This is a genomic window from Streptomyces sp. RKAG293 (assembly GCF_023701745.1).
In the GTDB taxonomy this organism is placed as follows: Bacteria; Actinomycetota; Actinomycetes; order Streptomycetales; family Streptomycetaceae; genus Actinacidiphila.
The window spans coordinates 2,527,222-2,546,274 of the sequence record NZ_JAJOZB010000001.1; the positions used below are offsets into that span (position 1 = coordinate 2,527,222).

At 72.5% G+C, this 19,053-nt stretch carries 17 protein-coding genes; 7 read left to right on the forward strand and 10 right to left on the reverse strand.

The features are described from left to right. Positions 1 to 117 precede the first annotated feature (117 nt). From LNW72_RS11135 to LNW72_RS11145, 3 genes are read left to right on the forward strand one after another with little or no spacing between them, the layout of a single operon-like run. Complete coding sequence (locus tag LNW72_RS11135) at positions 118 to 1,641, forward strand: TldD/PmbA family protein (RefSeq protein ID WP_250975248.1); 1,524 nt, start codon at positions 118 to 120, stop codon at positions 1,639 to 1,641. After that, a complete protein-coding gene (locus tag LNW72_RS11140; protein WP_250975249.1) occupies positions 1,638 to 3,032 on the forward strand; it encodes a metallopeptidase TldD-related protein in 1,395 nt (464 codons plus the stop codon). Before LNW72_RS11135 ends, LNW72_RS11140 begins: the two co-directional genes overlap by 4 nt. Positions 3,033 to 3,055: 23 nt before the next feature. Then, a complete protein-coding gene (locus tag LNW72_RS11145; protein ID WP_250975250.1) occupies positions 3,056 to 3,607 on the forward strand; it encodes an RNA 2'-phosphotransferase in 552 nt (183 codons plus the stop codon). A gap of 32 nt (positions 3,608 to 3,639) precedes the next feature. Here LNW72_RS11145 and LNW72_RS11150 read toward each other — a convergent pair whose 3' ends face one another. Beyond that, the gene (locus tag LNW72_RS11150; RefSeq protein WP_138354976.1) at positions 3,640 to 3,915 is read right to left on the reverse strand and encodes a GlsB/YeaQ/YmgE family stress response membrane protein; all 276 of its coding nucleotides are present in this window, start codon (positions 3,913 to 3,915) and stop codon (positions 3,640 to 3,642) included. A gap of 235 nt (positions 3,916 to 4,150) precedes the next feature. Between LNW72_RS11150 and LNW72_RS11155 the strand changes: the two genes are divergently transcribed. Together LNW72_RS11155 and LNW72_RS11160 are read left to right on the forward strand one after the other, a co-directional pair. Next, positions 4,151 to 4,516, forward strand: a complete 366-nt coding sequence (locus LNW72_RS11155) for a DUF3099 domain-containing protein (RefSeq protein ID WP_250975251.1) — start codon at positions 4,151 to 4,153, stop codon at positions 4,514 to 4,516. Between the two features lie 177 nt (positions 4,517 to 4,693). Then, on the forward strand, positions 4,694 to 4,966 hold the full coding sequence (locus tag LNW72_RS11160; protein ID WP_250975252.1) for a hypothetical protein: 273 nt from the start codon (positions 4,694 to 4,696) through the stop codon (positions 4,964 to 4,966). A gap of 65 nt (positions 4,967 to 5,031) precedes the next feature. On the opposite strand, the gene moaA is transcribed toward LNW72_RS11160, so the two are convergent. The 3 genes from moaA to LNW72_RS11175 form a co-directional block, all read right to left on the reverse strand. Continuing rightward, the gene (gene moaA / locus LNW72_RS11165) at positions 5,032 to 6,021 is read right to left on the reverse strand and encodes a GTP 3',8-cyclase MoaA (protein WP_250975253.1); all 990 of its coding nucleotides are present in this window, start codon (positions 6,019 to 6,021) and stop codon (positions 5,032 to 5,034) included. A 147-nt stretch (positions 6,022 to 6,168) separates the two neighbouring features. Then, positions 6,169 to 7,797 carry a cation acetate symporter gene (locus tag LNW72_RS11170; protein WP_250975254.1) on the reverse strand — a complete coding sequence of 543 codons (1,629 nt, stop codon included), beginning with the start codon at positions 7,795 to 7,797 and terminating at the stop codon, positions 6,169 to 6,171. Next, the gene (locus LNW72_RS11175) at positions 7,794 to 8,267 is read right to left on the reverse strand and encodes a DUF485 domain-containing protein (protein WP_250975255.1); all 474 of its coding nucleotides are present in this window, start codon (positions 8,265 to 8,267) and stop codon (positions 7,794 to 7,796) included. Before LNW72_RS11175 ends, LNW72_RS11170 begins: the two co-directional genes overlap by 4 nt. A gap of 509 nt (positions 8,268 to 8,776) precedes the next feature. Here LNW72_RS11175 and LNW72_RS11180 point away from each other — a divergent pair. Then, positions 8,777 to 10,315: a S8 family serine peptidase gene (locus LNW72_RS11180; protein ID WP_250975256.1), complete on the forward strand. Its 1,539-nt coding sequence runs from the start codon at positions 8,777 to 8,779 to the stop codon at positions 10,313 to 10,315. 71 nt (positions 10,316 to 10,386) lie between these two features. Here LNW72_RS11180 and LNW72_RS11185 read toward each other — a convergent pair whose 3' ends face one another. Together LNW72_RS11185 and LNW72_RS11190 are read right to left on the reverse strand one after the other, a co-directional pair. Next, entirely contained in the window at positions 10,387 to 11,430 is a 1,044-nt protein-coding gene (locus LNW72_RS11185; RefSeq protein ID WP_138354984.1) for a zinc-dependent alcohol dehydrogenase family protein, read from the reverse strand. A 120-nt stretch (positions 11,431 to 11,550) separates the two neighbouring features. Then, positions 11,551 to 14,334 (reverse strand): LuxR family transcriptional regulator, encoded by a 2,784-nt coding sequence (locus LNW72_RS11190; protein WP_250975257.1) that lies wholly within the window; start codon positions 14,332 to 14,334, stop codon positions 11,551 to 11,553. A gap of 135 nt (positions 14,335 to 14,469) precedes the next feature. Here LNW72_RS11190 and LNW72_RS11195 point away from each other — a divergent pair, with 135 nt between their 5' ends. Then, positions 14,470 to 14,664: a hypothetical protein gene (locus LNW72_RS11195; RefSeq protein ID WP_250975258.1), complete on the forward strand. Its 195-nt coding sequence runs from the start codon at positions 14,470 to 14,472 to the stop codon at positions 14,662 to 14,664. Between the two features lie 142 nt (positions 14,665 to 14,806). On the opposite strand, the gene LNW72_RS11200 is transcribed toward LNW72_RS11195, so the two are convergent. The 4 genes from LNW72_RS11200 to LNW72_RS11215 are packed head-to-tail and all read right to left on the reverse strand — an operon-like array spanning position 14,807 to position 19,045. After that, positions 14,807 to 16,063, reverse strand: coding sequence for an amidohydrolase family protein (locus LNW72_RS11200; protein ID WP_250975259.1), 1,257 nt, complete (start codon positions 16,061 to 16,063; stop codon positions 14,807 to 14,809). Continuing rightward, positions 16,060 to 17,346, reverse strand: a complete 1,287-nt coding sequence (locus LNW72_RS11205; protein ID WP_250975260.1) for an amidohydrolase family protein — start codon at positions 17,344 to 17,346, stop codon at positions 16,060 to 16,062. Before LNW72_RS11205 ends, LNW72_RS11200 begins: the two co-directional genes overlap by 4 nt. Before the next feature lie 20 nt (positions 17,347 to 17,366). Further along, positions 17,367 to 18,251 (reverse strand): SDR family NAD(P)-dependent oxidoreductase, encoded by an 885-nt coding sequence (locus tag LNW72_RS11210; RefSeq protein ID WP_250975261.1) that lies wholly within the window; start codon positions 18,249 to 18,251, stop codon positions 17,367 to 17,369. Further along, a complete protein-coding gene (locus tag LNW72_RS11215; protein WP_250980103.1) occupies positions 18,251 to 19,045 on the reverse strand; it encodes an acetoacetate decarboxylase family protein in 795 nt (264 codons plus the stop codon). Before LNW72_RS11215 ends, LNW72_RS11210 begins: the two co-directional genes overlap by 1 nt. Positions 19,046 to 19,053: the final 8 nt, after the last annotated feature.

A 19,053-nucleotide genomic window follows, 5' to 3' on the forward strand; every position in this document is an offset into this window, starting at 1 on the left:
ATCAATTCCCGGAACGCGCCGGAGGTACCGTGGCCGTCCGGGCTGTCCGAGCGGCATGATTCACTGCGCAGACCTGTCGCATCAGACCTGTCGATTCGGGCGAAGGAGGAGGCCGCTGTGCCTCACGAGGTCGATCAGTCATTCCTGGCGCTGCCGCTGCGGGCGCTGGCCGACGCGGCACTCGCCCGCGCCAGGGCGCTCGGAGCCGAGCACGCGGACTTCCGCTTCGAACGGATCCGCAGCGCCGCGTACCGGCTGCGGGACGCCAGGCCGTCCGGCACGTCGGACACCACGGACACCGGATACGCGGTCCGGGTCGTGCACGGCGGCGCCTGGGGCTTCGCGTCCGGCGTCGATCTGACGATGGACGCGGCGGCGCGGGTCGCCGGCCAGGCGGTCGCCATGGCGAAGCTGTCGGCGAAGGTGATCGCCGCCGCGGGATCCGACGAACGGGTCGAGCTGGCGGACGAGCCGGTGCACGCGGAGAAGGTGTGGGTCTCCGAGTACGGGACCAACCCCTTCGGCGTCCCGGACGCCGAGAAGACGGCGCTGCTCGCCGAGTGGAGCAGCCGGCTGCTCGCCGCGAAGGGCGTCGCGCACGCCGACGCGTCCCTGATGACCGTTCAGGAGAACAAGTTCTACGCGGACACCTCGGGCACCAGCACCACGCAGCAGCGGGTGCGGCTGCACCCGCAGCTCACCGCGGTCGCGGTGGACCCCGGCAGCGGTGACTTCGACTCCATGCGCACTCTGGCCCCGCCGGTCGGCCGCGGCTGGGAGTACCTGACGGGCACCGGCTGGGACTGGGACGCCGAACTCGCGGAGATCCCGGAGCTGCTGGCCGAGAAGATGCTCGCGCCGACCGTGGAGGCCGGTTCGTACGACGTCGTCGTCGACCCGTCCAACCTGTGGCTGACGATCCACGAGTCGATCGGCCACGCCACCGAGCTGGACCGGGCGCTGGGCTACGAAGCGGCCTACGCGGGCACCTCCTTCGCGACCTTCGACCAGCTGGGCACGTTGAAGTACGGCTCCGCGCTGCTGAACGTCACCGGGGACCGCACCGCGGAGCACGGCCTCGCGACGATCGGCTATGACGACGAGGGCGTCGCCGGGCAGACCTGGGACCTGGTCAAGGACGGCACCCTGGTCGGCTACCAGCTGGACCGCCGGATCGCGAAGCTCACCGGCTTCGAACGGTCCAACGGCTGCGCGTACGCCGACTCCCCCGGCCATGTGCCGGTGCAGCGGATGGCGAACGTGTCGCTCCAGCCGGCGCCGGACGGACCGTCGACGCGGGAGCTGATCGGCGGCGTCGAGCGCGGGATCTACATCGTCGGCGACCGCTCCTGGTCCATCGACATGCAGCGCTACAACTTCCAGTTCACCGGCCAGCGGTTCTTCCGGATCGAGAACGGCCGGCTCGCGGGCCAGCTCAAGGACGTCGCCTACCAGGCCACGACCACCGACTTCTGGGGCTCGATGGAAGCCGTCGGCGGCCCGCAGACGTATGTGCTCGGCGGCGCCTTCAACTGCGGCAAGGCCCAGCCCGGCCAGGTCGCGGCGGTCAGCCACGGCTGCCCGTCCGCACTGTTCCGCGGTGTCAACATCCTGAACACGACCCAGGAGGCCGGCCGATGAGCCCCCGCAGCACCGCTCCGCACGAGATCGTCGAGCGCGCCCTGGCGCTGTCCCGCGCCGACGGCTGCGTCGTCATCGCGGACGAGGAGTCCAGCGCCAACCTGCGCTGGGCGGGCAACGCGCTGACCACCAACGGCGTGACCCGGGGCCGCACCCTCACCGTCATCGCGACGGTGAACGGCTCGCAGGGCGCCGCCTCCGGTGTGGTGTCCCGCTCCGCGGTGACCGCCGACGACCTGGAGCCGCTGGTCCGGGCCGCGGAGGAGGCGGCCCGCGCCGCGGGACCGGCCGAGGACGCGCAGCCGCTCGTCGAGGGGACCGCGCACTCCGCCGGCTTCACCGAGCCGCCCGCCGAGACCTCCTCCGAGGTCTTCGGGTCGTTCGCACCGGCGCTGGGCGAGTCCTTCGCCACCGCGCGGGCCGGCGGACGGCAGCTGTACGGCTTCGCCTTCCACTCGGTGACCTCCAGCTACCTGGGCAGTTCCACCGGGCTGCGGCTGCGGCACGACCAGCCGACCGGCACCATGGAGCTCAACGCCAAGTCGCCGGACCGCTCCCGGTCCGCCTGGGCCGGGGCCTCGACCCGGGACTTCAAGGACATCGACGTGGCGGCGCTCGACGCGGAGCTCGCGCAGCGGCTCGCCTGGGCGGAACGCCGGATCGAGCTGCCCGCCGGCCGCTACGAGACGCTGCTGCCGCCGACCGCCGTCGCGGACCTGGCGATCTACCAGCTGTGGTCGTCCGGCGCCCGGGACGCGGCCGAGGGCCGCACCGTGTTCAGCAAGCCCGGTGGCGGCACCCGGGTCGGGGAGAAGCTCTCCGACCTGCCGCTGACGCTGCGCAGCGACCCGCGGGCACCCGGTCTGGAGTCGGCGCCGTTCGTCATCGCGCACGCCTCGGGCGACGACACCTCGGTGTTCGACAACGGCCTGCCGGTCGGTCCGGTGGACTGGATCCGCGACGGGGTGCTCAACCGGCTGCCCACCACCCGGCACAGCGCGGGCCTCACCGGCCTGCCGGTGACCCCGGCCGGCGACAACCTGATCCTGGACGGCGGCGGCACGAAGTCGCTGGAGGAGATGGTCGCGGCCACCGATCGCGGGCTGCTGCTCACCTGCCTGTGGTACATCCGCGAGGTCGATCCGGCGACGCTGCTGCTCACCGGCCTCACCCGGGACGGGGTCTACCTGGTCGAGAACGGCGAGGTGACGGGCGCGGTGAACAACTTCCGGTTCAACGAGTCGCCGGTGGACCTGCTCGGCCGGGTCGCCGAGACCGGCCGCACCGAGCGGACGCTGCCGCGCGAGTGGAGCGACTACTTCACCCGGGCCGCCGCGCCGGCCATGCGGATCCCGGACTTCAACATGAGTTCGGTCAGCCAGGGCGTCTGACCCTGCCAGGAGGATTGACGACGGTGGACGAGAAGCGGACGGTCAAGGTCTCGAAGTTCCTGGCCCTGGTGCTGCGGCACGATCCGGGAGCGGTCGGGGTGGCCCTCGACGAGGGCGGCTGGGTGGCGGTGGACGAGCTGATCGCCGCCTGCGACCGGGCGGGCCGCCGCTTCTCGCGCGCCGAGCTGGACCATGTCGTCGCGACGAACAACAAGAAGCGCTACGAGTACTCGCCGGACGGCGGGCGCATCCGGGCCAGCCAGGGGCACTCGGTCACGGTGGACCTCGGACTGGCGGCCGCGCCGCCGCCGGACGTGCTGTTCCACGGCACCGCGACGACGACGCTGCCGCTGATCCTCCGGGACGGGCTGCTGCCGATGTCCCGTCAGGACGTCCATCTGTCGGCGGACGTGGAGACGGCCGTGCGCGTGGGTGCACGGCACGGCCGTCCGGTGGTGCTGGAGGTGGACGCTGCCGGGCTGGCCGCCGAGGGCCATGTGTTCCGGGTCAGCGCCAACGGCGTGTGGCTGACCGACCGGGTTCCGCCGGCGCGGCTGCGACAGCGCCCGGTCTGAGTCGCCCGGTCCGAGTCGTCAGGTCCGAGTCGTCAGGCGGCTTCCTTCTTGCCTCTGATCGCCGCCCACAGTCCGTCGCCGACGGCCACCACGGCGATGGCGCCGAGCAACTGCAGCAGGTGCCGGGTCCAGTCGATGCCGCTGGTGTCGTTGACGCCGATCCAGGTCGCCACCGCGTTGCCCAGGATGCTGCCGAGCATGCCGAAGATCGCGGTCAGCCACAGCGGGATGGACTGCTTGCCGGGCAGGATCGCTTTCGCGATCAGACCCAGAACCAGGCCGACGATGATCGCCCACAACCAACTCATGTCACACGCCTCCTCGCGTTCGAGTGACGATGCACTCGTGACGTCAGTCTGATCCGGGGTGGGCTACGCCGCATGTCGGGGGCGTCCATACGCCGTACGACGGGGTCCGCACGCCACTCGCGGGGCGGCCCCGGTCTCGAATGCGGCGGACCCGCGGCGTACCGTGAGAGAGGTCTGGGGCGGGTCCCCGCAACAGAATTCGGTACGGCCCGGTGGGCCGAGCAGGCGGTGGAATGTGACGCGGAAGCACAGTGACGGCGAGGTGTTCCGGATCACCGGAGCCCGGACCGGTCTCACTCAGGATGTACAGGGCAGGCAGCGCCGCTACGTCATCTCGATGCTGGTCCGTACCGCCTCGGTCATCGCGACCGTGACCTTGTGGAACGTCCAGCGGCCGCTGGCCTGGGTCGCGCTGGTGCTGGGCGCGCTGCTGCCCTATGTCGCGGTGGTCATCGCCAACGCGGGACGGGAGAACGCGCCGTCGCTGCCGTCGTCCTTCGTCCCGCCGCCGACCCGGCCGATGCTGGAGCCGGTCGTCCTGGAGGGTCATGTGGAGCCCGGAACGGAATATCCGGAGGGCCCGTCCAGCAGTCGAAACTGAGCCGCACCTGGCCGGAAACCTCAAGAAAAGCTCAGATCAATCATGAGGATCCACTCCTCGACCGGGGTGCACGCGTGACATACTTCGTACGCGCTCCGCATCCCCCGTCGGAGCGACGGACCGACGCCGGGCGGCTCCCCCCGTGGCTGCCCGGCGTCGCCATGTTTACTGGCAGCCATGAACGACGTGACGCCGATCTGCTCGGCCAAGGGCTGCCGCACCACCGCCGCGTGGGTGCTGGCATGGAACAACCCCAAACTGCACACCCCGGACCGCCGGAAGACCTGGCTCGCCTGTGACGAGCACCGGGAGCACCTGTCGCAGTTCCTGGATCTGCGGGGGTTCCTGAAGGACGTCGTGCCGTTCGCGGACTGGCAGGACCCGGCGAACCCCGCGGACCCCGTCACGCCGGCGGATCCGGCCGAACCGGGGGGTCCTGCGGCGTCCTGATAGCGGACGGAACCGCGGTACGGCCCGGGGCCGGGCCAGGGCCGTACCGCGGGGCCGGACGGGTCCTAGCCGCCGATCGCCGACATCGGGCGGTCGGGCTGCAGGAACGACGGGTCGTCGAGCCCGGAGCCGGCCTTCTTGCCCCACATCGCGGTCTTCCACAGCGCGGCGATCTCCGCGTCGCCGGCACCGGAGCGCAGCGGGGCGCGCAGGTCGGACTCGGTGCGGGCGAAGAGGCAGTCGCGGACCTGGCCGTCGGCGGTGAGCCGGGTACGGTCGCAGGCGCGGCAGAAGGGGCGGGTCACGGAGGCGATGACGCCGACCCGGGCCGGGCCGCCGTCCACCAGCCAGCGTTCGGCGGGGGCGGAGCCGCGGGCCCCGTTGGGCTCGGGGGTGAGCGTGAAGCGGGTCCTGAGGCTCTCCAGGATCTCCTCGGCGGTCACCATGTCGCTGCGCTGCCAGCCGTGCTGCGCGTCCAGCGGCATCTGCTCGATGAAGCGCAGCTCGTAGTCGTTCTCGACGGCCCACTGGAGCAGGTCAGGGGCCTCGTCGTCGTTGACCCCGCGCATGAGGACCGCGTTGACCTTGACCGGGGCCAGGCCGGCGGCGCGGGCCGCTTCGAGCCCGCCGATGACGTCATGGTGGCGCTTGCGGCGGGTCATGGCCTGGAAGACGTCGGGGCGCAGGGTGTCGAGGGAGACGTTGACGCGGTTCAGGCCGGCGTCGCGGAGCGCGGCGGCGGTGCGTCCGAGCCCGATGCCGTTGGTGGTCAGCGAGATCCGGGGGCGCGGTTCGAGGGCCGCGACGCGTTCGATGATGCCGACCAGGCCGGGGCGCAGCAGCGGCTCGCCGCCGGTGAAGCGGACGTCCTTGACGCCGAGGTCGGTGACGCCGATCCGTACCATCCGGACGATCTCGTCGTCGGTGAGCAGCTCGGGCTTGGCCAGCCACTGCAGGCCCTCCTCGGGCATGCAGTACGTGCAGCGCAGATTGCACCGGTCGGTCAGCGAGACCCGAAGATCGGTGGCCACGCGTCCGTAGGTGTCGATCAGCACGCGTTCCGCCTCCCTCGCGGGCACCAGGTGCGCCCGCCACTCCAGCTTAGGACCACGGTGACCCACCGCGTATCGCCGCAGCGTACGCGATGGGCCCCATATTGCAACAGTTTGTTGAACGCGTGGTCGCCGGTGGTGGACGGCCGGTCAGTGGGCTCCGGCGCCGGTCATGGAGCGGACCTCCAGCTCCTTGTACTTCTCGAGGTCCGGCTCCTCCTTGGACAGGACCGTGCCCAGCCAGCCGAGCAGGAAGCCCAGCGGGATGGAGACGATGCCCGGGTTGCCCAGCGGGAACCAGTGGAAGTCCATGCCGGTGAAGAGGGAGTCGGCGGCGCCGGAGACGACCGGCGAGAAGATCACCAGGACGACCGAGGAGACCAGGCCTCCGTAGATCGACCAGGTCGCTCCCGAGGTGGTGAACCGCTTCCAGTACAGGCTGTAGAGGATGGTCGGGAGGTTGGCGGAGGCGGCCACCGCGAAGGCGAGCGCCACCAGGGCCGCCGCGTTGAGTTTGGTGGCGTACATGCCGAGCCCGATGGAGACGGCGCCGATCGCGACCGCGGCGATCTTGGCGGTGATCACCTCGTTCTTCTCGCTCACCTTGCCCTTGCGGATCACGTTGGCCCACAGGTCGTGCGCGAACGAGGCCGACGAGGCGAGGGTGAGGCCGGCGACGACGGCGAGGATGGTGGCGAAGGCCACCGCGGAGATCACCGCGAGCAGGATCGCGCCGCCGGTGGTGCCGGGGCCGCCGCCGACGTACTCGGCGAGCAGCGGCGCCGCGGTGTTGCCGGACTTGTCGCTCGCCTTGATCTTGGCGGCGCCGACCAGCGCCGCCGCGCCGAACCCGAGCGCGATGGTCATCAGATAGAACCCGCCGATGATGCCGATCGCCCAGTTCACGGACTTACGGGCGACCTTCGCGGACGGCACGGTGTAGAAGCGCACCAGGATGTGCGGCAGTCCGGCGGTGCCCAGGACGAGGGCCAGGCCCAGCGAGATGAAGTTGATCTTGCTGGTGCTGTCGACGCCGTACTTGAGGCCCGGCTCCAGGAACTTGTGCCCGTGACCGCTCTTCTCGGCCGCGGCGCCCAGCAGCGTGGACGGGTTCCAGTGGAACTTGTTGAGCACCAGGATCGTGATCAGCAGGGTGCCGAGGATCAGCATCACGGCCTTGATGATCTGCACCCAGGTCGTGCCCTTCATGCCGCCGATCGTCACGTACAGCACCATGACGATGCCGACCAGCGCCACGATCAGCCGCTTCGGGCCCTCGCCGGTGACACCGAGCAGCAGCGAGACCAGGGCGCCCGCGCCGACCATCTGGGCCAGCAGATAGAAGATCGACACGACGATGGTCGAGGTGCCGGCGGCGGTGCGCACCGGGCGCTGGCGCAGCCGGTAGGCGAGCACGTCGGCCATGGTGAAGCGGCCGGCGTTGCGCAGCGGTTCCGCGACCAGCAGCAGGGCGACCAGCCAGGCGACCAGGAAGCCGATCGAGTAGAGGAAGCCGTCGTAGCCGACGAGGGCGATGGCGCCGGCGATACCGAGGAACGACGCGGCGGACATGTAGTCGCCGGAGATCGCCAGACCGTTCTGGAACCCGGTGAAGCCGCGGCCGCCCGCGTAGAAGTCGGTGGCGTCCTTCGTCTGGCGGCCGGCCCAGACGGTGATGCCGAGGGTGATGACGACGAACACGGAGAAGAGCGTGATGATCAGGGTGCGGTGCTCGGACGCCGCCGCCTCGGCCGCCAGGTTGATCGTGCCGGTGGTCATGAGCGGTCCTCCAACGTAGCGTCGTTCTCCAGCCGCGCCCCGGGAACCTCGGCCGCCGGGTCGGGACCGACCGACGTGGTGCCGTTCTCCAGCCGCGCCTTGAGGGCCTCGGCCCCCGGGTCGAGCCGGGCATTCGCGTACCTGGCGTATATCCACGCGATGAGGAACGTGGTGAGGAACTGCGCGAGGCCGAAGACGAAGGCCACGTTGATGTTCCCGACGACCTTGGCCGCCATGAACCCGCCCGCGTAACTCGACAGGAGTACGTACAGCAGGTACCAGGTGAGGAAGGCGACGGTGACCGGGAACGCGAACACCCGGTAGGAGTGCCGTAGTTCGCCGAATTCCGGGCTCGCCTCGACCTCGGAGTACGAGGCGGGGGTCGGCGGGCCCGGGGTGGCGGACGGTGGTGCGGGGTCCACGGTGCCTCCATGAGTGATCTGCGTCACGTCGATGATCGGAGACCGCATGTTAGAGGGGTGACGGCGGGTGTTCAACAGGCCCTCGGTGAAAACTGCCGCCATCCGGATCAGGGCCGACACCGGGACCGGGGCGCTTCGTTGTACAGAGCGCCCAGCACCGCCACGAAGCGGCCCGGACGCGGCCGTGACGCAGCACCGAGGACATCGCCCGTGAACACCCCGCCGAGTTCCCCGCCCCCGGGTCCGCACCGACTGCCCTACGGGGCCGTCCGGTTGACCGTCCCGGTGGCCGCGGCGCCACGGCCGGCCGGCCGCGCGGCGCCCGGGCGGTGGTACGGACCGCGAGTGGTCATACCGCTGTTGAGCATCGAGGCGCTGCGGTCCGGCCACGGCGGTGGCTGACGCGCCACCGCTTCGAACGGGAATCCGGTAGGAATCCGGGATTTCCACCGCAATCCATTGATGGCGCCACCGGTACGACGATAGCTTCCATCGTCATGTACCCGTCCAACGGCAACCGTGCCGTCAGGGCGGGTCGTTGGACGATTGGAGATCCCATGGTTCCTCTTCACAGACGGTCCGGACGGCGCCGCGTGCTCGCGGCGACCGTCGGGATGGCGCTGGCGGCAGCCGTCGCCGTACTGCCGGGCGCCGCTTCGGCGTCGGCGGCGGACAGTACCGTGGCGGCCGACGGCCCGCTGCTGTCCTACGTGGTCAACACCAGGGTGGACCACGGCACCGTCAAGAGCGTCGAACGCGCGATATCCCGGGCCGGCGGCCAGGTGGTCATCTCGTACGAGAAGATCGGCGTCATCGTCGTCCACTCGGCGAACCCGGGCTTCGCCGCCGCGATACGCAAGGCCCATGGAGTGCAGACCGCGGGCGCCACCCGCACCGCCGCCATCGCCCCCGCCTCGACCACCGAACTGGGCGCGCCGGAGCGGCTCACGGCCGCGCAGGTCGCCGCGGCCACCGCGGCCAACGCGAAGGCCGGCACCGCGCAGGAGCCGCTGGAGGCGAACCAGTGGGATCTCGTGGCCATCAAGGCCGACAAGGCCGCGAAGATCAACCCGGGCAGCCGGAAGGTCACGGTGGGTGTCATCGACACCGGCATCGATGACACCCACCCGGATCTCGCCGCGAACTTCTCCGCCTCGCAGTCCGCGAACTGCGTGGGCGGAGTGGCCGACACCACCCCGGGCGCCTGGCGCCCGTACGACCCGGCCAGTGATTACCACGGCACGCATGTGGCGGGCGAGATCGCCGCGGCGCGCAACGGCATCGGCGTGGCCGGTGTCGCGCCCAACGTCAAGGTCGCGGCCATCAAGGTCAGCGACCCCGTCACCAGCCTGTTCTACCCGGAGAGCGTGGTCTGCGCGTTCGTCTTCGCCGCCGACCACGGCATCTCCGTGACGAACAACAGCTATTACATCGACCCGTGGCTCTACAACTGCCTCGCCGACCCCGACCAGCAGGCGATCGTCGACGCCGTCAACCGTGCGTCGAAGTACTCCGAGCGCAAGGGCGTACTGAACGTCGCCTCCGCCGGCAACTCCAACGACGACCTGGACTCGCACGCGCTCTCCGACGCGTCCAGCCCGGACGACGGCACCCCGGTCGTCCGCACCGTCGACCCGCACCAGTGCTTCGACATCCCGACCCAGCTGCCCGGCGTCGTCACGGTCTCCGCGACCGGCGTGCAGAACCTCAAGTCGTACTACTCCAGCTACGGCCGGGGCGTCATCGACGTCGCCGCCCCCGGCGGGGACAAGTACCAGATCCCCGGCAGCCCGGACAAGAACGGCCGGATCCTGTCCACGCTGCCCGGCAACACCTACGGATACCTGCAGGGCACCTCGATGGCCAGCCCGCACGTGGCGGCCGTCGCGGCGCTCATCAAGAGCAGGCACCCGCACGCCACGCCCGAGCAGATCCAGTGGCTCCTCAAGGCCGAGGCCGACAACCCCGGCTGCCCGGCGGGCCTGTACGACCCGGACGGCAACGGGGTGCAGGACGCGACCTGCACCGGCCCGAAGCGGCTGAACAGCTTCTACGGGTACGGCATCGTCGACGCCCTGGACGCCGTCACCAAGTAGCCGTCACCAGGTAACGGCTGCCGATGACGCCGGGCGGGCCCGATGGGACGGGCCCGCCCGGCGTTCGTCCGTCAGAGCTTGACGATGACCTTCAGGGCGGTGCGCTCGTCCATCGCCTTGTAGCCGCCGGGGACGCCCTCCAGGCCGACCGCGTGGTCGAAGACCGGGGACGGGTCGATGGCGCCGGACAGGATGTCGGGGAGCAGCTCCGGAATGTAGCTGCGGACCGGGGCGACACCGCCGCGCAGGGCGATGTTGCGGTTGAACATCTCGCCGAGGTCCAGACCGGTGCCGCTGCCGTGCGGGACGCCGACGTAACCGATGGCGCCGCCGTCGCGGGTGATGCCCACGGCCGTCCGCATGGACTGCTCGGTGCCGACCGCCTCGATGACGGCGTGCGCGCCCTGGCCGCGGGTCAGCTCGCGGACCGCCGCGACGGCGGCCTCGCCGCGCTCGGCGACGACGTCGGTGGCACCGAAGGTGCGGGCGATGTCGGTGCGCGCCGTGTGCCGGCCGAGCGCGATGATCCGCTCGGCGCCCAGCCGCTTGGCGGCGAGCACACCGCACAGGCCGACCGCACCGTCACCGACGACGGCCACCGTCGTGCCGGGGCCGACACCGGCGCCGATGGCGGCGTGGTGGCCGGTGCCCATGACGTCGGACAGCGCGAGCAGCGCGGACAGCAGACGGTCGTCGGAGAGCGCCTCGGCGGGCAGCTTGACCAGGGTGGCGTCGGCGAACGGCACCCGGACGGCCTCGCCCTGGCCGCCGTCGGAGCCGACCGAGCCCCAGAAGCCACCATGCACACAGGAGGTCGTCAGGCCGTCGGCGCAGTACTCGCACACGCCGTCGGACCACATGAAGGGGGCGACGACCAGGTCGCCCGCTGTCAGTCCCGACACCTCGGAGCCGGTCTCCTCGACGACGCCGAGGAATTCGTGGCCGATGCGCTGCCCGGGCTCCCGGGCCGCCTCGCCGCGGTACGCCCAGAGGTCGCTGCCGCAGATGCAGGCGCGGACCACCCGGACGACGGCGTCGCCGGGCTGCCGGATCGCGGCGTCGGGCACGTCCTCCACCCTGATGTCGAACGGGGCGTGGATGGCGGTGGCGCGCATAGGGGTGTCCTTGCTGCTCAGCTCAATGGGGTGACTTCACGGTACGCCAGCGGTCCGGGGGCCGCACTCCGCGGGTCACGGCGGGCCAGGGCGGGCCGGCAGGTGCGGGCCCGCGGCCGGTCACCGGCCGGCCGGGATCCCGGGAGCCGCCGCCAGCGCCGCCGCCAGATCGGCCCGCTGCCGGATGCCGAGCTTGCGATAGGTGCTGGTCAGATGGGTCTCGACGGTCCGGCGGGCCAGATGCAGCAGCTCCGCTATCTCCCCGTTGCCGTGGCCCGCGGCGGCCAGTTCCGCTATCCGCCGCTCGCTGCCCGTCAGGGCGCCCGTTCCGGTGTGCGGGATCCGGCGCGGGCGGGCGCCGCCGTCCCGCAGCGCCTGCCGCGCGAGCCGGGCCAGTCGTACGGCGCCGAGCCGCTCGGCGCGCGCGGCGGCCTCCCGCAGCACGTCGCGGGCCTGCCCTGAGCGCCCGGCGGCGGTCAGGGAGCGGCCCAGGCCGAGCTGCGCGGCGATCAGTTCCGGCTCGGCGGCCGGCTCCTCGCGCAGCCGGGTGACGGCCTCCTCGAGCAGTTCGATGCCGCGCCGGCCGCCGGTGGCCGAGCCGAGCGCGCGCAGGGCGCGCCCCTCGGTGCGGGCCGTGCCCCAGATCCTGGCCAGCCGCAGCTCCTCGGTGGCGAGCGGCACCGCCTCGCCGGCCCGGCCGGTCCGCACCAGGCTGTCGGCGGCCGCCGAGCGCCAGGCGGTGACGACCGGGCTCACCACACCGCGGGCGACCTGCCGCCGGCCGCAGTCGGTGAGGTCCTCCAGCGCGCCCGCGTCGTCGCCCCGCGCCGCCCGCAGCAGCCCGCGCGCGTACAGGAACTCGCACCACTGCCAGGAGTGGTCGGGGCCGGGGCCGGCGAGCTTCGCGGCGAGCCCGGCCGCCTCGTCCAGCCGGTCGAGTTCGGTGAGCGCGATCATGGTCTGGGCGCCGACGTGGACGTTGGCGGCGGGGTCCTGGTCGTCGACGAGCCGGGCGAAGTCCCCCCGCATGACGGCGGCCTCGGCCCGCACGCTCACCAGGCACTCGTGGCCGGGATGCAGCACCGGCTCGCCGAGCGGGATCCGGGCGGCGTACCGTTCCGCCTCGTCCAGCAGGTCGGCCCACTGCGCGACGGTGGCGACCGACCCCAGGACGTACGGCTCCAGCAGCGGGTCCACCGAGCCGTGCGTGAGCAGTGGACGCACCTGCTCCCAGGCCTGTTCCGCCGAGAGCAGCCCGGCGGCCGACTCGTACTCGGTGAGCATCATCTCGGCCATCGGGTCCGGGTCGCCGAGGTGTCGCAGCCGCAGCAGTTCGGAGATCATCTGCCGCCAGCTCTCCCCGTCGTGCGAGGCGATGAGCGCGGTCGCCGCCTGCACCGCGCTCAGCAGGTCAGGGCGGCCGGCGAAGCCGTCGGCGAGTTCGCGCAGCACGGCGATGGCGGCCGGCACCTCGCCGTGCGCGGCGAGCGCCGTGCCCAGCGCGCTGGCCACCCGCACCCGGCCGTGCCCGTCCTGCTGCACGCGCAGCGCCTCGGCGAGCCGCCGGACTCCGGCCGCCCGGTCGATCCGGACCTCCAGACAGCCCAGTTCGGTGAGCACGCTGCCGCGCCGCTCGGTGGTGAGGGGCTCGTCCAGCGCCCGGCGCAGATGGGCGACGGCCCGCGGCACGCCCTCGGGTTCCGAGCGGGTCTCCTGCGCGGCGGCGAGCAGCACATCGGCCGCCCACGCCTCGCCGACCGGCGGGACCGGCAGCAGATGCCCGGCGACGGCGCCGGCCCGGTCGCCGCGCTCGTGCAGCAGCCGGGCCGCGGTGCGGTGCGCCGCGTCCCGGCGCTCGCGGGGCAGGGTGTGCAGCACCGCGTCGCGCAGCAGCGGGTGGGCGAACCGGGCCGGCCCGCCGGCCTCGCCGTGTCCTGCGGCCAGGAAGCCGTGGTGCCGCAGTGCGGCGGCCCAGCCGGCCAGCCGCGCGGGATCGGCGGTCTCCGGCTCGCCGCGCGCCGGCCCGGCGCCGACGTGACCCGGCACCGTGAAGCCCTTCCGCCCGGTGCGCCGGCGCTCGCCGCGCTGCCATTCGGCCAGCAGGCCGAGCGGGTCGTGCTCGTCCTGCACCAGGGCGAGCGCGCAGCCGGCGTCGGCGGTCTGCGGGCCCGCCGCGGCCAGCAGCCAGGCGACGGCGTCGGCGTAGGCACCGGGGTGGAGTTCGGCGACGCTCGACGGGGTGCGCTCCGGCGGGCCGCCGGGGTGCAGCTCGGCCAGGTCCTGCAGCAGGGCGTGCAGCAGCAGCGGGTTGCCCGCGGTCGCCGCGGCGAGGCCGGGCGGCGGGTCGCCGCCGAGCCGTTCGCGGGCGATCGCGTCGACGGACGGCCCGCTCAGCGGCGGCAGCCGCACGGTGTGGACGAGGGAGGGGGCCAGGCCCCAGGCGATGCCGCGCGGGGCCGGCGTCATGTCGTACTGGTGACGCTCGGTCAGGATCAGCAGGACCGGCAGCCGGTCGAGCCGGGGCACCAGCCGGCCGAACCAGCCGCGGGAGGCCGGATCCGCCAGGTGGATGTCGTCGACGGCCAGCGCCAGGGGTATGCCGCCGGGTGACAGGTCGTCGATGGACGTGGCCTCGGGGGCGCCGTCCAGCAGCCGCCGCACGACGGCCGGCACGCTGCCGGCGTCCTGGTCGTGCTCGGCGCCGCGGGTACGGCGGACGTCGAGGCCCTGCCGCCGGGCGAGTTCGGCCGCGGCGTCCAGGAGGGCGGTCCGGCCGCTGCCGGAGCCGCCGCGCACCACCAGCAGGGCGCCCGCGCCCGCCTCGGCCCGTTCCGCGAGGCGTGCCGCGACGGCCAGCTGGCCGTCCCGTTCGCGCAGCCCGAACTGCTCCCCCACCGTGGCCACCGCACCCCTTCCGCCGCCGCGGTCCCAGGATATGCCGTGGTGTTGTCGTGGTTGATCTCGTGGTGGTCCACGATGGCCGGGCACCCCCGCCCCGGGCACTGTGGAACCGGTAGCCGATCCACCGGGGGAACCCTCATGCACAGGCCGAGCCTGCCCACCGCGGTAAGCCTGGCCGTGCTTGCCCTCGCCGTGTTCGTGCTGGTGACGGCGGGCGGCGACGCCAAGGACGCCGCACGTCCGTCACCGACCCGGGATCCACCCGGGCACGCCTCCACGGCGCGGCCCGGCTCGGCACTGTCCGCTCTGTTCAGGACGGTGTCATCGCGCTAGACCGCGGCACACCGCGGTCCACCCGGTCTTCCGGCGGCGGGGTTCTCCCCCGTATTCCCCGCCGCCGGAGGTAACACCCCAGCCATCGTCACCGCCACCGCCAACGTCACCGTCACCGTCACCGTCACCGTCACCGCCAGCGTCACCAGACGCGGACCGAACCTCCCGGTGCGAACGCCGGGCTGGTCGCGTCGGCGGGCGGCTCCTTCAGGGGCTCGGCGATCTCCGCCACCGTGGGGCCGGACTTCGCGGCGACCGCGTCCAGCAGCCCGAGGTCGAAGCCGTAGACGCGGGCCGCGTTGCCGCCCACCATCGCGGCGACCTCCTCGGCCGGGAGCCCGGCGAACGCGATCCGCAGCCCCTCCCTGGTGTAGGGATACGTGCCCTCGTCATGGGGGTAGTCGCTGCCCCACATGATCTTCTCCAGGCCGATCCGGTCGCGCAGCGGCACCTCGTGGGGGCGCATGAAGCTCGCGCCGACGAAGCAGTTGTCCCGCCAGACGGCCTGCGGGCCCTTGCCCATGGCGGCCGCCAGCCCGGTGCCGAACTTGGCCTCGGCGGTGGCCGCCCGGGTCGCGGCGCTGACCAGCCGCCCGTGGTAGTACTCCAGCATGTCGAGCACGGCGGGGATCCACCCCGAACCCTGCTCGGTGAGCACCAGCCGCAGCCCGGGGTGCCGCTGGAACGCCCCGCCGAAGATCAGGTGCCACAGCGCCCGGTGCGAGAACCACGTCGTCTCGACCATGAACACCGCGCGGGCCGCCGGTTCGTCGCCGAGCGGCGGGGAGGCCGAGCCGCCGTGGTGGTTCACCGGTACGTCCAGCTCGTCGCAGACCGCCCAGAGCGGGTCGTACACCGCCGAGTACAGCTCGGGGACGCCGGAGCCAGGCGGTGCGCCCGGCAGCAGGATGCCGCCGGTCAGCCCGTGCTCCTTGGCCCACCGCACCTCGCGGACCGCCGCGTCCACATCGTTGAGGAGGATCTGGGCGACGCCCGCGCGCCGGCCGGGGGCCTGCGCGCAGAAGTCGGCGAGCCACCGGTTGTGGGCCCGCAGCCCGGCCCAGCGCAGCTCGAACTCCTCCTTCGAGGGCGCGGGGGCCAGCAGCGAACCGCTGGGGAAGAACGGCGGCACGGTGTTGGGGAAGACGACCTCGGCGACGATGCCGTCCGCCTCCAGCTCCGCGAGCCGGCGGCCGGAGTCCCAGTTGCGCGGCGCCTCGGGGGCGATCAGGTCCTCGTACGGATTGACGTACGTGGCCGCCCACGCGTCGAACTCCTCGTGGTGCCGGGCCGCCAGGTACGGCCGGTAGTCGAGCAGGTCGGCGCCGGCGTGGCAGTCCGCCGAGATCACCGTGTAGCGGTCGTCGGGCCCGGGTCCGGGTCCGGTGGGTGCCGTCATGTGCCCGCCTCCATCCCCACGTACGGGAAGTCGTGCCCGGTCAGCCAGTGCCGTCCGGTGTCGCGGGCGCGCGCCCAGGACGCCTCGACGGCCGACTGGTCGTCCGGCTGGCCCAGTTCGGCCGGGGTGGGGCCGATCCGGCGGGCGATCGGCGCCAGCGCCGCGGTGTCGAAGCCGAAGGCCTCGGCGGCGGCCAGCCCGAGCATCTGCCGGGTCTCGGTCACCGGAATGTCGTGGAAGGTGTTCTTCAGCCACTCCCGGGTCGCGGGCCAGGTGCCCTCCGGGTGCGGGAAGTCACTGCCCCACAGGATGTTGCCGACCCCGATCTCGTAGCGCTGGGCCAGCTCGCGGCGCTTGGTGTTGGTGGCGCAGATGAAGACCTGGCGGTCCAGGTACTCGCTCGGCGGCCGCTTCAGCTCGGCGAACGGCGAGAGCTTCTTGCCGCCGTGCGCGCCGAGGTAGAGCCGGTCCATGAACCACAGCTGGTTCGGCAGCCACCAGCAGCCGGACTCGGCGATGCCGAACTTCAGCCCGGGGAAGCGCTCGAAGACCCCGGCCCACAGCAGGAACCACAGCGGCCTCGAGGGCCAGAACGTCACTTCGCTGACGTAGATGCCCAGATGGTCCCCGTACTCGTGGTGCGGGGCCGATCCGGAGTGGGTGACGACCGGCATCTCCAGCTCTTGCGCCACCGCCCACACCGGGTCGTAACGGGCGTCGTGGTACGCCGCCTTGTCGACCCACCGGGCGGGGATCATCAGGGCGCCGAGGCCGGACGCCTTCGCCCTGCGGACCTCGGCCACCACCGCGTCCACGTCGCCGGTGATGGGCAGCAGCGCCACCCCGCAGCGGCGTTCCGGGCTGCGTTCGGCGCAGAACTCCGCGAGCCAGCGGTTGTGCGCCTGCGCGCCCGCCATCCCCAGGGCGGGGTCCTGGTCGCCGGAGAGCCCGAGGCCCACCCCGAACGGCGCGGCGGTCTGGCTGTCGACGGCGTCGGCGTCCGGGAAGACGACCTCGGCCGCCACCCCGTCACCGTCGAGCTCCTTGTCGCGCTGCGCGCTGTCCCAGCCGCCGCGCAGCCCCTCCTCGTTGTCGCTGAACCATTTCTCCGCGAACGCCTCGTTGCGCACCCCGAGCCGCGTCATCGCCTCGCGGCGCGCCTGGCGCTGCCCGAGGAACTCGTCGAAGTCCGCGTGGAACCTGCTGTCGAGATACGGCCGGTACTGCTCCGTCGGCAGGCCTGCGTGGCAGTCCGAGGAGATGATCAGGTACGGATCCGTCATGGTGTCTCCTGTCCCCTCGTTCAGTCGAGAATGAAGTTCTCCAGATAGCCCGGGTCGGCCCGGTCGAGCATCGACTGCGAGCGCGCCCTGATCTGGGCGTCGGTGCGGTCGCTGTCGGGGAGCAGCCAGAAGCGGCCGGCCCTGATGCCGTCGGCCACGAAGCCGGCGACCTCTTCCACGGGGGTGAAGGCCACCTCGTGCCCGGCCTCCTTCATCGCGGCCTCCCACTGGTCGAGGCTGCGGTACGGGGTGCGGCGCGGGGCGGACTTGGCGTACCGCTCGGGCCGGTTGCGGTGCGACTCCCACAGGCCGGTGCGGAGCATGTGGGGGCCGGGGAAGAGCACGGAGGCGCCGATGGCCGCGCGTTCCGCCTTGAGATGGGCGTAGAGCGACTCCGTCATCGTCACCACCGCGGCCTTGGTGACGGCGTACACGGAGGCGGTCGGCAGCGGGGCGATCCCGCCGTCGCCCGAGGACGTGTTGACGACGTGCCCCGGTTCACCGGTCGCGAGCATCCGGGGCAGGAAGGCCTGGATGCCGTGGAAGACGCCCCACACGTTGACCGAGAACGCCCACTGCCAGTCCTTGGGGTCGTGCTCCCACATCCGGCCCTCGGCCCCGGAGCCCACCCCGGCGTTGTTGCACAGCACATGGACGGCGCCGAAGGCCTGGTACGCGGCCTCGGCGAGGGCTTCGACGGAGGCGCGGTCGCTGACGTCGGTGAGCTGCCCGACGGCCTCGGCGCCGCTCTCCCGCAGCCGCCCGACGGCCTTGTCCAGCGCGCCCTCCTCCACATCGGCGAGGACCACCTTCAGCCCGTCCGCGGCGAACCGTTCCGCCATGGCGTAGCCGATGCCGCTCGCGGCGCCGGTCACCACGGCCGTCTGTCCGGCCAGCAGGTCCATCAGGCCTCCCGGTGGGGTGCGTCGAGGAGTTGCTGGACGTCGTCGTAGCGCTGGTGGATGTAGGGCAGCAGCGCCTGTGCGCTGACCCGTTCGACGACCTGGCCCGACTGGTCGCTGGTCTTCTCACCGATGGTGATCTCGACGAGCCGGCGCACCGTGAGGTCGGCGACCGGGTCGTACGACGACTCGCGCAGCACCACGCTGCCGGTCATCGCTTCGAGCTTGCGCACCCGTTCGTGCCGGGTGCAGCGCACCAGCACCGGCTCGCCGTCGAAGCCGTCGCCGTCCACGGCGGGGAGGAACTTGAAGTAGAAGTCGGTCTTCTCGGTGACTCCCGGCAGTGGCAGCGGGCCGCTGACCGCGCCGGCGACCTCGACGAACGCGATGCCGTGCCGGGCGAGTTTCGCCATCACGACGTCGCCGACCCGCTCCACGGTGACCTCGCCGAGCTTCTTCGGTTCGCCGAAGACCTCCCGGCCGCCGATCAGCGCCCGTTCGGTCGTCATCGGCATCACCAGCGGATACCAGCCCTCGACGCCGTCGTAGCGCGCCGAGACCGCGACCGAGCCGGCGCCCAGCGGGTGCCCGAACAGGTCGACGCGGCTGATGTTCACCCGCACCAGGGGCCGTTCCCCCGGCTTGAGCGGCGGCGGCAGGACCTGCGCCACCACGTCGGGGTCGGTCTCCCAGACCGCCACCACCCCGGTCGACCAGATGTCGGGGAGCTTGCCGCCGGCCGCCTTCGCCGCCTGCATCTCGGCTTCGCTCCGCGGGCCGTACCGTACTCGCGCCATGTCGTGCC

Coding starts and splice junctions, on each gene's coding strand:
- LNW72_RS11205 (WP_250975260.1), bottom strand. CDS start 17,346: ATGACGGATCCGTACCTGATCATCTCCTCGGACTGCCACGCAGGCCTG.
- LNW72_RS11175 (WP_250975255.1), bottom strand. CDS start 8,267: ATGCGGTCTCCGATCATCGACGTGACGCAGATCACTCATGGAGGCACC.
- LNW72_RS11200 (WP_250975259.1), bottom strand. CDS start 16,063: ATGACGGCACCCACCGGACCCGGACCCGGGCCCGACGACCGCTACACG.
- LNW72_RS11215 (WP_250980103.1), bottom strand. CDS start 19,045: ATGGCGCGAGTACGGTACGGCCCGCGGAGCGAAGCCGAGATGCAGGCG.
- LNW72_RS11140 (WP_250975249.1), top strand. CDS start 1,638: ATGAGCCCCCGCAGCACCGCTCCGCACGAGATCGTCGAGCGCGCCCTG.
- LNW72_RS11185 (WP_138354984.1), bottom strand. CDS start 11,430: ATGCGCGCCACCGCCATCCACGCCCCGTTCGACATCAGGGTGGAGGAC.
- LNW72_RS11150 (WP_138354976.1), bottom strand. CDS start 3,915: ATGAGTTGGTTGTGGGCGATCATCGTCGGCCTGGTTCTGGGTCTGATC.
- LNW72_RS11195 (WP_250975258.1), top strand. CDS start 14,470: ATGCACAGGCCGAGCCTGCCCACCGCGGTAAGCCTGGCCGTGCTTGCC.
- LNW72_RS11210 (WP_250975261.1), bottom strand. CDS start 18,251: ATGGACCTGCTGGCCGGACAGACGGCCGTGGTGACCGGCGCCGCGAGC.
- LNW72_RS11160 (WP_250975252.1), top strand. CDS start 4,694: ATGAACGACGTGACGCCGATCTGCTCGGCCAAGGGCTGCCGCACCACC.
- LNW72_RS11180 (WP_250975256.1), top strand. CDS start 8,777: ATGGTTCCTCTTCACAGACGGTCCGGACGGCGCCGCGTGCTCGCGGCG.
- LNW72_RS11170 (WP_250975254.1), bottom strand. CDS start 7,797: ATGACCACCGGCACGATCAACCTGGCGGCCGAGGCGGCGGCGTCCGAG.